We start from the raw sequence: 11,103 nt of genomic DNA, 5'->3' as shown, positions 1-11,103 counted from the left end.
CCTCGACGGCATCGGCACCGCCGTCCTCGTCAACGCCGCCATCGTCCTCCTCGGCGTCCTCACCACCACCCTCTTCCTCCACAACCGCGAGAAGAAGGCAGCCCTCTGACCGGAGCCCTTCCGGCACAGGCACGGCGGTGCACCCCCTGCCTCCCCCGTCAGGGAGTGCACCGCCGCCCCCGTTTCCTCCTCTCCACCTCTCCTCCTCACCCATGAAAGAGAACCGATGGACCTGCACCTGGCCGGCCGCGTCTACCTCGTCACCGGCGCCTCCACGGGCATCGGCGAGGCCACCGCCCGGCTGCTGGCCGCCGAAGGGGCCCGGGTCGTCGGCGTGGCCCGCCGCACCGACGGCGTCGACGCCATCGGCCGCCCCGAGGTCACCGCGGTCGCCGCCGACCTGACCGACCCGGAGGCCGCGCGGTGCGTCGTCGACGCCGTACTGGACCGGCACGGCCGCCTCGACGGGCTGGTCAACAACGCCGGAGCCCTCGTCTCGCACAGCGGCTTCCTCGACGTCACGGACGACGACTGGCACCGGACCTTCGCGCTCAACTTCCACGCGCACGTACGGATGACCCGCGCGGTCCTGCCCGTCCTGCTGGAGCGCGGCGAAGGGAGCCTGGTCCACGTCGCCAGCGAGGCGGCCCGCTTCCCGGACCCGGGCATCGTCGACTACGCCGCCACCAAGACGGCCCTGCTGTCGCTGTCCAAGAGCCTGTCGGCGGAGTTCGCGCCGCGCGGCATCCGCTCGACCGTCGTCTCGCCCGGTCCCACGCGTACGGCCCTCTTCGACGCCCCGGGCGGCTTCGCCGAGCAGCTGGCCGAGCGGTACGGGCTGTCCGCCGACGCGGCCGTCGACCACTTCATCCGCGAGGAGCGCAAGCTGCCCACCGGCCGCATCGGCACGCCCGACGACGTCGCGCGGGTCATCGCGTACCTCCTCTCGCCGCAGGCCGGGCAGGTCACCGGCGCCGAATGGGCCGTGGACGGCGGAGCCCTCCGCCAGCTCTGACCGTGACCGCAAAGGACTCCGATGACCGACACCGACACCCTCACCCCGGCGGGGACCCCAGAGACCCCGGAACAGCGCAGCGCCCGCTTCGCGGGGGACGCGCTCGGCTACCGGGACCAGATGTACGCGGCCGCCCTGCGGCTGCACCGCAACCGCCCCGATGCCGAGGACCTGGTGCAGGAGACCTTCACCAGGGCCTACCAGTCCTTCCACCACTTCCGGGCGGGCACCAACCTGCGGGCGTGGCTCCACCGCATCCTGATCAACACCTTCATCACCACCTACCGCAAGCGCCGGCAGGAGCCGCGGTGGGCGCCGATGGGGGACACGGACGACTGGTGGCACATCCGGGCCGCCGGCCACGGCGCCGCCCGGCTGCCCTCCGCCGAGTCCCAGGTGCTGGACCACCTGCCCGACCCCGAGGTGCTGGAGGCGCTGCGCGCGCTGCCCGCGGCGTTCCGTACCGTCGTCTACCTCGCGGACGTCGAAGGGCTGGCGTACCGGGAGATAGCCGCCCGCCTGGGCGTTCCGCACGGCACGGTCACCTCGCGCCTGCACCGCGGCCGCCGCCGACTGCGCGCCGCACTCACGCCGTACGCCCGCCACCGCGGTCTGACCGGCTGCTCCGGACACGCTCCCGTCCACGCCCCCGGTCACGCTCCTGCCCACGCCCGCGAGCACCGTGCGCGTCGGGAGGGCCTCTGATGCCTCTCGCCCTCCTCGCCCTCGCACTCGGGGCCTTCGGTATCGGCACCACCGAGTTCGTGATCGTCGGCCTGCTGCCCGAGGTGGCCCGCGACCTGTCGGTCCCCATCCCCAGCGCCGGCATGCTCGTCACCGGTTACGCCCTCGGCGTCGTCGTCGGCGCGCCCCTGATGACCGCCGCGGGCTCCCGGCTGCCCCGCAAGACCATGCTCACCCTCCTGATGGGCGTCTTCATCGCGGGCAACCTGCTGTGCGCGCTCGCCCCCAGCTACGAACTCCTCATGGCGGGGCGCCTGGTGGCCGCCCTCACCCACGGCGCCTTCTTCGGCATCGGCTCCGTCGTCGCCGCGAACGTCGTCGCGCCGGACAAGAAGGCCAGCGCCATCGCCCTGATGTTCATCGGGCTGACCGTGGCCAACGTCCTCGGCGTCCCCCTGGGCACCGTCCTGGGCCAGCACTTCGGCTGGCGCTCCACCTTCTGGGCCGTCACCGCGCTCGGCGTCGTCGGCATGATCGCCGTCGCCGCCCTCGTACCGCCCCAGCCGAGGGACGCGGACGCGGGCCTGCGCGGCGAACTCGCCGTCTTCCGCCGCCCGCAGGTGTGGCTGGCGCTCGCCATGACCACGCTCGGCTTCGGCGGGGTGTTCGCCTCCTTCACGTACATCGCGCCGATGATGACCGAGGTGGCCGGCTTCTCCACCGGAGCGGTGGCCTGGCTGCTCGTGCTGTTCGGACTCGGCCTGTGCGTCGGCAACGTCCTGGGCGGGAAGGCCGCCGACCGGACCGTGATGCCCAGCCTGTACGTCATCCTCGGCACGCTCGCCGTGGTGCTGCTGGTCTTCGTGCACACCGCCCGCGCGCCCCTGCCCGCCGCGATCACCCTCTTCGTCTTCGGGGTCGTCGGCTTCGCCACCGTCCCGCCGCTGCAGACCCGCGTCATGCAGCAGGCCGAAGGGGCTCCCGCCCTCGCCTCCGCCGCGAACATCGCGGCCTTCAACCTCGGCAACGCCGTGGGCGCCTGGCTCGGCGGCCTCACCGTCGAGCACGGCCTCGGCTACACCGCGCCCAACTGGACCGGCGCGCTGCTCGCCGCGGCCGGCCTGGCCGTGGCCCTGCTCTCCGGCCTCCTCGACCGGCGGGCCCGCCGGCACCCGGCCGCTCCGCGACCGGAGGCGGCGGCACCCGGGGAGCCGGACACCGCTCCGTACGCCCGCGTCTGACGGGCCGGACCCGCAGGCCTCCCCATCCGTTCCTCACCCTCACGACAGAACTTGAGGTAATCGACCATGAGTGCAGTCAATCGCCGTACGGTGCTGAGCAGCGGCGCGGCCCTCGCCGGCGGTGCCGCCGTGACCGCGGGCCTGGCCACGGCCGCCGTCGCCGCGCCGGCCGCGCCGACCGCCCCGGCGGCCGCGGCGAGCGCGCGGACCGGCGCCACGATCCGGCCCGGCGACCCGCGCTACCCGGAGCTGACGACGGGCAACAACCAGCGCTTCGTCGCCAGACCCGACTACATCAAGATGATCACGTCGTCCGCCGACGCCGAGAAGGCCCTGCGCGACGCGTTCCGCGCCCGCAAGCGCGTCTCGGTGCGCAGCGGCGGCCACTGCTTCGCCGACTTCGCCTGCAACCCGGAGATCGAGGTCATCCTCGACTTCTCCGAGATGACCGACGTCGGGTACGACGCCGCCCGCCGCGCCTTCTACGTCGAGCCCGGCGCCCGGCTCATCAACGTCTACGAAGCGCTCTACAAGGGCTGGGGCGTCACCGTCCCGGGCGGCATCTGCTACAGCGTGGGCGCCGGCGGGCACATAGCCGGCGGCGGCTACGGCCTCCTCTCGCGCGCCCACGGCCTGGTCGTGGACCACCTGTACGCGGTGGAGGTCGTGGTCGTCGACGCGGCGGGCCGGACCCGGACCGTGGTCGCCACCCGCGAGGAGGACGACCCGCACCGGGACCTGTGGTGGGCCCACACTGGAGGAGGCGGCGGCAACTTCGGCCTGGTGACCCGCTACTGGTTCCGCTCGCCGGACGCCAAGGGCGCGGCCCCGGAGGACCAGCTCATCTCGCCGCCGTCCACGGTCCTGGTCAGCGCCGTGGACTTCCCGTGGGACCAGCTCGACGAGACCACATTCGCCCGGCTGCTGAGGAACTTCGGCGCCTGGCACGAGCAGAACAGCGGGCCCGACTCCGAGTACCGCCACCTCAGCAGCCTCTTCAACGTCAGCTCCAAGGCCCACGGCAGCCTCGGCATGTTCACCCAGGTCGACGCGACCGTGCCCGGCGCCCGGCGGCTGCTCGACAGCTACCTGGCGGCCATCACGGCCGGCACCGGTATCAAGCCCGGTGCGCTGACCAAGCCCACCGGAGAGCTGCCCGCCATGCCGCAGCTCGCGGAGCCGCGCACCATGCCGTGGCTCCAGGCGACGCGGCTGGTGGGCACCAACAACCCGACCATCACGGACCCCACGTCCCGGGGCGCGCACAAGTCCGGCTACATGCGCCGCACCTTCACCGATGACCAGATCGCGGCGCTCTACAAGCACATGACGCGCCCGGACTTCACCAACCCCGACACCATGCTGGTGCTGTTCTCCTTCGGCGGCCGGGTGAACGCGGTGGCACCGGACGCGACGGCGAACGCGCAGCGCAGCTCGGTGTTCAAGATGTGCTTCCAGACCTTCTGGCAGGACGAGAGCGAGGACGACTTCTACCTCGGCTGGGTGCGCGACCTGTACGAGGACTTCTTCGCGGCGACGGGCGGGGTGCCGGTCATCGACGACCGCACCGACGGCTGCTACATCAACTACCCCGACCGTGACGTCGCCGACCCGCGGCGCAACCGGTCCGGCGTGCCGTGGCAGACGCTCTACTACAAGGACAACTATCCGAAGCTCCAGCAGGTCAAGCGCCGTTACGACCCGTCCGACTTCTTCCGCCACTCCCTCTCGGTGGAGCCCGCCAAGCGCTGAGGCACCCCCCGTTACCCCCGCCCCTGGGCGGCCCGGCACCCCCGCCGGGCCGCCCTTCGGCGTATACGGGCCCGGCTGGGCCGGCCCTGACAGCCCCCGGGTCCCCCCCCCGGGCCCCCTGACGGCCTCTGAAGGCCCTCTGCGGCCCTCTGGAGGCCCACTCCCCGCCGCCCCCTCACTGCCCCTCACTGCGCCCGCCACGCGACCCACGCGGCGGGCGCAGTGCCGTTTCCGCCCCCGCGCCGTACGCGTCAACCCCCTTAGGCGGAACGGGCGTTGGTCGACCGCGGGGCGCGTGTGCAAGTCGGGACAGCGCGGCTTGACGGCAGAGATAGCTCACGGAAAAGATATCTCTCGTCCGGAAGGGAGAACCGCCCCGGAGCTTCGGCCCCGAGAGGCACCGCACTCCACCTCCCGCCGGCGGCGCAGTGTCCGGCGCCCGGTCGCAACCCCGGCGCCTGAGCCATCCGGCCGCCCACGCACGGCCGCACGCACGCTCCACGCACCCACGCTCCCCGCACCACGTGGCTCCCTCACCGCGCCCTGCCCGTCCTCCCGTCCTGCCGTCACCCACGTCGTAGTAAAGGAATGGCACCCATGCGGTCCGTCGCAGTAGTCCTCGGTACCAGGCCCGAAGCCATCAAGTTCGCCCCGGTCATCCGCGCGCTCCAGGACGACCCCCGGTTCGACCCCGTGGTCATCTCGACCGGGCAGCACCGCCAGATGCTCGACGAGACCCTCGACGCGTTCGGTCTGAAGCCGGACGTCGACCTGGAGATCATGGCCCCGAAGCAGACCCTCTCCCAGGTCACCTACCGCTCGCTGCGCGGCCTGGAGGAGCACTTCGCGATGCTCTCCACCGAGGCCGTCCTCGTCCACGGCGACACGGCCACCACCCTCGCCGGCGCCCTCTCCGGCTTCCACCACCGCATCCCCGTCGTCCACGTGGAGGCAGGCCTGCGCAGCGGCCACCTCGGCTCGCCGTTCCCGGAGGAGGGCAACCGCCGGCTCGTGGCCCAGGTCGCCCGCCTGCACCTGGCGCCCACCCCCGGCAACCGCGCCAACCTCCTGCGCGAGGGCATCGGCGAGGACACCGTCGTCGTCACCGGCAACACCGTCATCGACGCGCTCCAGTGGGCGTGCAACAAGGCCCAGGACTACGGCGACCCGGCCCTCGCGGACCTCGACGGCGACCCGCGGCGCATCATCCTCGCCTCCGCGCACCGGCGTGAGGCATGGCCGCACCTGCCCGAGATAGCCGAGGCCTTCGCCGAGATCGCCGACGAACCGGACGTCCGCGTCGTCGTTCCGCTGCACCGCAACCCGGTGGTGCGCGAGGCGATGCTGCCCCGGATCGGCAACCACCCGAACATCACCGTCGTCGACCCGCTGCCGTACCTGAACTTCTGCCGGCTCATGCGCCGCGCCGACCTCATCCTCTCCGACAGCAGCGGCTCCCAGGAGGAGGGCCCCGCCCTCGGCAAGCCGACACTCGTCCTCGGCACCGTCACCGAGCGCTCCGAGGCCATCGTGGCCGGCACCGCCCGCCTGGTCGGCACCAGCACCAAGACCATCGTCAGCGGAGCCACCCGGCTCCTGCGCGACCGGGCCGAGTACGACCGCATGGCCGCCGCCGCCAACCCGTACGGCGACGGCCGGGCCACCGAGCGCACGGTCGGCGCGCTGGCGCACTTCTTCGGCGACGGCCCGCCGGTCGAGCCCTTCGTCCCCGGCACCCCGGTCGACGAGATCGCCGCCGAACTCGCCCGCACCGCCTCGTACGCCTAGGGGGTGTCTCGCCGATCTTGCCGGGCTCGCGGCGTCTGGCACCGCGCCTCGCCGCGTTGTCGTCGGTCGCCAATGCTCCGCAGTGGCTCCCTCCTCCGCCTTGCGATCCACGGCACCAGACGCCGCTCCCTGATCCGGCCTGATCGACAAGACACCCCCTAGGCCTGACGCCCCGTCACCCACCGGAGAGGCTCACAGCACCGTGCCCGAGACCGCCCTCGGCTTCAGCGGCCCCCGCATCGAAGCGACGCTCGTACGCGACGCCCGCGACTACCACGTGCGCGAAGCCGCCATCGTCGTCAACACCGGCGTCACCGACGTCCACATCGCCGAGACCCCGCGCAAGAGCATCCCGCCCCTGTCCTCCACGATCCTGGCCGACACCCGCGTCGAGCGGGCCGACACCCTCCTCCTGCTCCGCGTACGCGACGAGGCCGGCATGCCCGGCATCACCGGTGACCCGGGCTGGGCCCTCCTCGGCGACGTCCTCGCCGGCTTCCCCCGGGACACCCCCCTGTGGAAGAGCCCCCAGGACGACGCGGGCACCGTCACCTTCGACGCCGCCCACCTGCTGAAGGAGGCCCCGGCGCCGCTCCGGCCGGAGACGTACGACGTCAAGGTCAACCTCTGGTACGCCCCCGCCGGGACCGACTGCGCCATCCACAACCAGCACGACTTCATCGAGGTGCACACGCAGGTCCACGGCATCGGCCGCATGCAGAAGTTCCGCGAGCAGGACCACCGCACCCTCTACCAGGACGTCGTGATGGCCCCGGGCTACACCACCCCGGACCCCTTCTGCTCCACCGCCCCGGACGGCACCTACCCCTACCCCTGGCACCAGTACCGCGCCGACACCGACTGCGTCTGGCTCGCCGTCGAGTACCACCGCCGCCACTCCGCCACCCACTGACCGCATCCGTGAGGAGCACACCATGACCGGCACCAACCCGTCGCAGTCGCAGCCCCAGCCCCAGCCCCAGCTGAAGACTCCGAAGTTCACCCCGGAGCTCGTCGCCGACCAACTGCGCGACGGGTACTGGCTGGAGGCCCCGGACATCGACGGCGACGGCCGCCCGGACCTGTTCGGCTACGGGCTGCGCCTCGGCGAGATCTACTGGTACCAGAACGACGAGCGGTGGACCCGCCGCCTGGTCCAGGACAAGATCAAGATGCCCGTCGGCGCCGACTTCGCCGACGTCAGCGGCAACGGCCACCCCGACATCATCCTCTGCTACGACCTGTACGGCCCGATCGGCACCATCCACGACGCCAACACCGCCGGCGGGAAGATCGACTGGCTGGAGAACCCCGGCTCCCCGGACAAGGACGAGTCCCGCTGGAAGCGCCACTACATCGGCCGCGCCACCGGTATGCACCGGCTGCGCGTCGGGCACTTCACGCAGAAGGAGCGCCTGGAGGTCATCGGCCTGCCGATCGTCGCCAAGGAGGACGTCCACGCCGTCCTGCCGGTGGTGATGTTCACCCAGCCCGACGACGTGCACACGGCCGAGGAGTGGCCGATGACCGTCATCGACGACAGCCACTTCCGCATGATCCACGGCGCGGAGAAGAAGAAGGGCCTCATACCGGGCTCGGACCTCGACTCGCTGCTGCTCGCCTCCGACGAGGGCGTGACGTGGCTGTACTGGGACGCGGACCGCAAGGAGTGGATCCGCGAGCTCATCGGCACCGGTGAGCTGACCCAGTTCGAGCAGACCGGCTTCCGCGGCAGCGGCGACCTCAACGCCGGCCGGCTCGGCGACGACCCGATGGCGTACGTCGCCGCCATCGAGCCCTTCCACGGCAACACGGTCGCCGTCTACACCAAGGCCACCGACGGCCCGCCCGGCGCGAAGCCGACGTGGAACCGCGTCCTCCTCGACGTCTACGGAGACCCCAACGAGAACGGCGAGGGCCCCGGCCACCAGATCGTCTGCGCCGACTTCGACGGCGACGGCGACGACGAGTTCCTGGTCGCCCTGCGCGGACCGTGGCCCTGGCAGGGCGTCATGTACTACAAGGCCATCGACGCGGCCAACGGCGTCTGGGCCAAGTGGCGGGTCTCCGAGGAGTCCGTCGCCCGCATCGCCACCGCCGACTTCAACGGCGACGGGCGGCTCGACTTCGCCACCATCGCGTACTCGGTCCAGAACTACTACGTGGCCAAGGAAGCCAAGCTCATGGTCTACCGCAACGAGATGGACGTCCCCTCGGCCGACGACGCCGAGTAGCCATCCCACCCCTGCCGTACCCCACGGGGGCGGCCGCCGCCCGGCGGCCGCCCCCGGCCGGACCCCGACCGTCGTCCCTCTCGCCGGAAAGCACCCACACCATGTCTGTGTCCTCGTCCTCCACCGCCATCACCCCCACCCCCGCTCCCACCAGACGCGCCAACCTCCCCTCCCTCACCGGCCTCCGCTTCTTCGCGGCCCTGCTGGTCTTCTTCTTCCACGCCTCCCTGATGGACTCGCCCATCCCGCCGAACGCCCCGATCAACCCCTTCGCGGACGACGGCGTGGCCGGGTTCTTCACCACGGCCTTCAGCAAGGCCGGCTACATGGGCGTCTCGTTCTTCTTCGTCCTCAGCGGCTTCGTCCTCGCCTGGGCCTCCCGCCCCGGTGAGCGCCTGACCTCCTTCTGGCGGCGGCGCGTGTTCAAGATCTTCCCGAACCACCTGGTGGTCTTCGCCGCCTCGATGCTGCTCTTCGCCGGCGCCGCCGTCACCAGCGTGGGCGACTGGCTGCCGAACATGCTGCTGATCCACACGTTCTTCCCGCAGCCGTCCATCAACCTCAGCGTCAACCCGCCGAGCTGGTCCCTGGGCAGCGAGTTCCTCTTCTACATGCTGTTCCCGCTGCTCATGGTGGGGATCCGCCGGATCGCCGAGAAGCGCCTGTGGCTCTGGTCCGGCCTGATGGTCGCGGGCATGGTCGGCGTGCAGCTCGTCACCCGCTTCCTCATCCCCGCCACCCCGAAGTCGGCGATCACCCCCATCTCCGACCTGCAGTTCTGGTTCGGCTACCTCTTCCCGCCCGCCCGCGTCTTCGAGTTCGCCCTCGGCATCCTGCTCGCCCGCATCGTCCTGGCCGGCCGCTGGCCGCGCCGCATCGGCTTCGGCGTCTCGCTCGTGCTGTCGGTGCTCGGTTACGCCGCCGCCCTGGTGGCCCCGTTCGAGTACGGCTTCGTCGTCGCCACCATCATCCCGGTGGCCGCGCTCATCTGCTCCGTGGCCTCGGGGGACGTGGAGGGGCGCGAGACCTGGCTGCGCAGCCGGCCCATGGTGTGGCTCGGTGAGGTCTCCTTCGGCTTCTACCTGGTGCAGGGCGTCACGATCTTCTACCTGCGCTCGCTGCTCGGCGAGAGCACGTACAGCGTCCCCGTCGCGATCCTCGTGGTCATCGGCTTCTTCGCGGTCTCGCTGCTGGGCGGCTGGCTGCTGTACCGGTACGTGGAGACGCCCGCCATGCGGCGCTGGAGCCGCAGCCGCAAGCGGCCCGCCGCCGTGACCGCCGCCACGGCCGCTCCGGCCCCGACTCCGGTGACCGCCACGATCCCGGCGCAGGCCACCGCGCACCACGACTCCCTCGCGCAGCGCCCCTCGACGCCGGTACGCGGCTGAGCCTCCCCGCCCACGCGACCCGTATCCCCACCCGAACGCTCCCGAGGAGGCGTCACCATGCCCACCGTCACCGTCGCGGGCACCGAGGTCCACTACCGTGCCGAAGGCTCCGGACCCGGCCTGCTCCTCATCCACGGCTCCACCGCCGACTCCGAGGCCAACTACGCGGCCATGCGGCCGCTGCTCACCGACCGCTTCACCGTCATCACCCCCGACTACGCGGGCAGCGGCCACACCGCCCTGCCCCGCGGGGAGCTGACCCTGGACCTGCTGGTCCGCCAGGTCGCCGCCGCCGCCCGCGCCGCCGTCCCGGGCCCGGTCCACGTCGTCGGCGCCTCCCTGGGCGCGGTGGTCGCCGCGGCGTTGGCGGCCGAACAGCCCGACCTCGTACGGCGCTTGGTCCTCGTCGGCGGCTGGGCGCGCAACGACGACCCCCGGCAGGAGCTGGCACTCGGCCTGTGGCGCCGTCTCGCCGACCTCGACACCCTGGCGTACCAGCAGTTCATCACCCTGCTGTCGCTCTCCCCGGACCGCCTCTCGGCCACGAGCCGCGAGGAGATCGCCGCCGCGGCCGCGGCCGCCCGCCCGTCCGAGGGAGCCCGCCGCCAGCTCGACCTGGACCTCGCCGTGGACATCCGCGACCGGCTGCCCGCCATCGAGGCACCCACCCTGGTCGTCGGCGCCCGCCAGGACCAGGTGATCCCCGTCGCCCACTCCAGGGAGCTGCACCGGGGGATCGCCCACAGCCGCTACACGGAACTGGACTGCGGCCACAACATCCCGTACGAGCGTCCCGCCGAACTGGTCGCACTGCTGCGCGCGTACCTGGTGGAGCAGCCCGCCCTGGCGGCGGCCGTGGCGGCGGGCGGCTGAGAGGGGAGGACACGACGGAGCGGCGGCACCACCGCGTTGCGCGGTGGTGGGGGGGGGGGGGGGGGGGGGGGGGACAACCCCCCCCAACCGCTACCCCCATCCCCGCTTTCTTCCGTCTCCCCCCCCCA

At 72.3% G+C, this 11,103-nt stretch carries 9 protein-coding genes; all 9 read left to right on the top strand.

Going from position 1 to position 11,103, the window contains the following annotated elements:
* The first annotated feature begins 226 nt into the window (after positions 1 to 226).
* The 9 genes from ACZ42X_RS32830 to ACZ42X_RS32790 all read left to right on the top strand — a co-directional run bounded on the left by ACZ42X_RS32830 (position 227) and on the right by ACZ42X_RS32790 (position 10,975).
* A complete protein-coding gene (locus ACZ42X_RS32830; RefSeq protein WP_468297975.1) occupies positions 227 to 1,015 on the top strand; it encodes an SDR family NAD(P)-dependent oxidoreductase in 789 nt (262 codons plus the stop codon).
* A gap of 21 nt (positions 1,016 to 1,036) precedes the next feature.
* Positions 1,037 to 1,720 (top strand): sigma-70 family RNA polymerase sigma factor, encoded by a 684-nt coding sequence (locus tag ACZ42X_RS32825; RefSeq protein ID WP_468297972.1) that lies wholly within the window; start codon positions 1,037 to 1,039, stop codon positions 1,718 to 1,720.
* Positions 1,720 to 2,940 (top strand): MFS transporter, encoded by a 1,221-nt coding sequence (locus ACZ42X_RS32820; protein ID WP_468297969.1) that lies wholly within the window; start codon positions 1,720 to 1,722, stop codon positions 2,938 to 2,940. Before ACZ42X_RS32825 ends, ACZ42X_RS32820 begins: the two co-directional genes overlap by 1 nt.
* Positions 2,941 to 3,006: 66 nt before the next feature.
* The gene (locus ACZ42X_RS32815) at positions 3,007 to 4,692 is read left to right on the top strand and encodes an FAD-binding protein (RefSeq protein ID WP_468297966.1); all 1,686 of its coding nucleotides are present in this window, start codon (positions 3,007 to 3,009) and stop codon (positions 4,690 to 4,692) included.
* A gap of 597 nt (positions 4,693 to 5,289) precedes the next feature.
* Positions 5,290 to 6,480 carry a non-hydrolyzing UDP-N-acetylglucosamine 2-epimerase gene (wecB, locus tag ACZ42X_RS32810; protein WP_468297963.1) on the top strand — a complete coding sequence of 397 codons (1,191 nt, stop codon included), beginning with the start codon at positions 5,290 to 5,292 and terminating at the stop codon, positions 6,478 to 6,480.
* A gap of 202 nt (positions 6,481 to 6,682) precedes the next feature.
* On the top strand, positions 6,683 to 7,393 hold the full coding sequence (locus ACZ42X_RS32805) for a hypothetical protein (protein ID WP_468297960.1): 711 nt from the start codon (positions 6,683 to 6,685) through the stop codon (positions 7,391 to 7,393).
* Positions 7,394 to 7,415: 22 nt separating this feature from the next.
* Entirely contained in the window at positions 7,416 to 8,714 is a 1,299-nt protein-coding gene (locus ACZ42X_RS32800) for an FG-GAP repeat domain-containing protein (RefSeq protein WP_468297957.1), read from the top strand.
* A gap of 101 nt (positions 8,715 to 8,815) precedes the next feature.
* Positions 8,816 to 10,102, top strand: coding sequence for an acyltransferase family protein (locus ACZ42X_RS32795; RefSeq protein ID WP_468297953.1), 1,287 nt, complete (start codon positions 8,816 to 8,818; stop codon positions 10,100 to 10,102).
* 57 nt (positions 10,103 to 10,159) lie between these two features.
* Positions 10,160 to 10,975 carry an alpha/beta fold hydrolase gene (locus ACZ42X_RS32790; RefSeq protein WP_468297951.1) on the top strand — a complete coding sequence of 272 codons (816 nt, stop codon included), beginning with the start codon at positions 10,160 to 10,162 and terminating at the stop codon, positions 10,973 to 10,975.
* The last annotated feature ends 128 nt before the right edge of the window (positions 10,976 to 11,103 follow it).

Source organism: Streptomyces sp. NPDC030862 (assembly GCF_055571835.1).
Note: the sequence above shows the minus strand (reverse complement) of the source record. Positions and strands in the feature narration are given on the sequence as shown.

Bases quoted from the DNA above. Each gene is read 5' to 3' on its own strand.
- ACZ42X_RS32815 (WP_468297966.1), top strand. From the start codon at position 3,007: ATGAGTGCAGTCAATCGCCGTACGGTGCTGAGCAGCGGCGCGGCCCTC.
- ACZ42X_RS32795 (WP_468297953.1), top strand. From the start codon at position 8,816: ATGTCTGTGTCCTCGTCCTCCACCGCCATCACCCCCACCCCCGCTCCC.
- ACZ42X_RS32820 (WP_468297969.1), top strand. From the start codon at position 1,720: ATGCCTCTCGCCCTCCTCGCCCTCGCACTCGGGGCCTTCGGTATCGGC.
- ACZ42X_RS32790 (WP_468297951.1), top strand. From the start codon at position 10,160: ATGCCCACCGTCACCGTCGCGGGCACCGAGGTCCACTACCGTGCCGAA.
- ACZ42X_RS32825 (WP_468297972.1), top strand. From the start codon at position 1,037: ATGACCGACACCGACACCCTCACCCCGGCGGGGACCCCAGAGACCCCG.
- ACZ42X_RS32830 (WP_468297975.1), top strand. From the start codon at position 227: ATGGACCTGCACCTGGCCGGCCGCGTCTACCTCGTCACCGGCGCCTCC.
- ACZ42X_RS32800 (WP_468297957.1), top strand. From the start codon at position 7,416: ATGACCGGCACCAACCCGTCGCAGTCGCAGCCCCAGCCCCAGCCCCAG.
- wecB (WP_468297963.1), top strand. From the start codon at position 5,290: ATGCGGTCCGTCGCAGTAGTCCTCGGTACCAGGCCCGAAGCCATCAAG.